Source organism: Bradyrhizobium sp. Ai1a-2 (assembly GCF_000426245.1).
Classification (GTDB): Bacteria; Pseudomonadota; Alphaproteobacteria; order Rhizobiales; family Xanthobacteraceae; genus Bradyrhizobium.
Genome location: NZ_AUEZ01000218.1, coordinates 1 through 1,985, shown reverse-complemented (window position 1 = coordinate 1,985; position 1,985 = coordinate 1). Strand labels below are relative to the sequence as shown.

Genomic DNA, 1,985 nt, shown 5'->3' with positions numbered 1-1,985 from the left:
CGGAGCCGATGACTTCATGATGCCTCCTTCTTCGAACGCTTGGTGCGTCGTACCCGATTGCGAAGCTGACGGATTTGGTCGTCTGAGAGCTCGATCTGCCATGGCTGGCCTTTGGCTAACTGACGACCTGCCAGCAATCCCCGCGCGAGATAATCGAACACCGTCTGCGGGGTCACTCCAAGCTCAGCCGCTGCGCCCTGAATTGAGAAGCTCCCATCGGGCCAGCGCATCGGATTCTTGTCCACGCCGTTGATTTTGACGGTGGGAATGCCCCAGCGGGTACGCAACAGCCAGACATTCTCGCCTTTGAAGGCGCAGCCTCGGGCCGCGACGAAGCCTTCCTGATTGAGTATTGCCGCGATCTCGGCATCCATTTTGTGTTCAGCATTCAACTCGACGATCCGTTGCCGCAACCGCTCAATGTCGATGTAATCGCGGTAGGTCTGAACGCGCCGTTGCACGTGATGCTCGCTGGTTGCACCGGTCTGCCAGACGATCTTAAGCCACACCTGACCTCGGGTCCGCTTCTGATCAAGAACGACTTCGCGGATCACAAATCGCAGAATGCGCTTGCGATCGGCTGCCGACGTGGTGGCCGCGTTCCAAATCCGCGGTAGGTTCTCGCCGAGCGCTTGTAGCCCTGCGCATTCTGCCGGGCCAATCAGAAGCGGCTCTTGCCCGCGCCAACGCGCATGCTCCTGCTCGACCGCCTCGACGACACGCAGCCTCTCTTCCCAAGCCCGCTCAAGTGAGCGCGCCACAAGACGGTTCTCGGGCTCTACGGCGTCATACTGGCGCCGAGCGCGCTCGGCCTCGTAGCGGGCGCGCTCCACGCGAAGCGCCCACTGGCGCTCGAGCTGACGGCTCTCCTGCTCCAGTTGGCCCGCGGCTGCGAGTGCGATCTCAATCTGATCCGGCACCAGAGCATCGAGGACCATCCGCTCGACCAGCGCGTCAACCGCCAAGGCCCGGACTTCCTGGCACATTGCACTGCCTTGCTGGTCCCGATCCGAGCGGCAGCAATAGACCGGATAGTCGGCATTTGGGCCCGTGTAGCGCATGCTCATGCGCCGTCCACAACGACCGCAGACCGCAATTCCTTGTAACAGGGCTGCCCCCTTGCGCGGTACGCCAGAGTGTCCTGCCTCATAGCGGCAGACGTTATCTGCCAGTCGCCCCTGGTTGGCCATGAACTCCTCCCAGCCGATATAGCCTGGGTGAGCGGCGTGGAGGCAAACCGCCCAATCCGCGATCGCTACCTTGACCGTTCCCGTCAGCGATCCCGGCCGGCATCGGCTCGGATCCTTTTGCCGGCGGCCATAAACATACGCCCCAGCATAGGCCGGATTCTGAAGGATATTAAGGACGCGTGTGCTATCTGGCGCACGCCAGACGATCTCGTGTGGAGAAGGTCCAAGCAGCGGCCGAACCGGCAAGGACAATCCATTCCTGTCCAAGTAACGCATCACACGGCGCGCGCTTTGCAGTTCCCGGAATTTGGCAAACACGAGATGAAGACGGGCCCGCACCTCCTCATCCGGATTGAGAACAATTGTGCCCGCTCGATCGTAGGCGAGCCCGGCCGGCAGCCGCAGTTCGCCCCGCGCCGCCTTCTGGCGTTCCCCTTGGTGAAGGCGCATCCGAAGCTGATGCAGCTCCGCCTCGCTCATGATGCCGGACAAGCCCAACAGCAGGCGGTCGTGATAGGCGCGCGGATCGTAAAGCCGCTCGCCATCCGCAATCAGCACGCCAAATACCGAGCACAGTTCGAGAAGCTGATGCCAGTCCCGGTTATTGCGGGCCAAGCGCGAAGCGTCGAGACTCACCACGAGACCGGCGTTGCCAAGGCCGATCTCGGCAATGAGCTTCTGGAAACCATGACGGTCCACGCCGCCAGCACCGGATTTGCCCAGATCCTCGTCAATCACCTGGACGCGCTCGGGCGGCCAGCCCAGACCGATGGCGCGATCGACAAGGCGGTACTG

At 62.3% G+C, this 1,985-nt stretch carries 1 protein-coding gene; it reads right to left on the bottom strand.

The window, feature by feature from the left end; translation table 11 throughout:
* Positions 1 to 14: 14 nt before the first annotated feature.
* A partial coding sequence (locus K288_RS51920; RefSeq protein WP_043162481.1) for a recombinase family protein occupies positions 15 to 1,985 on the bottom strand: 1,971 nt, incomplete at its 5' end.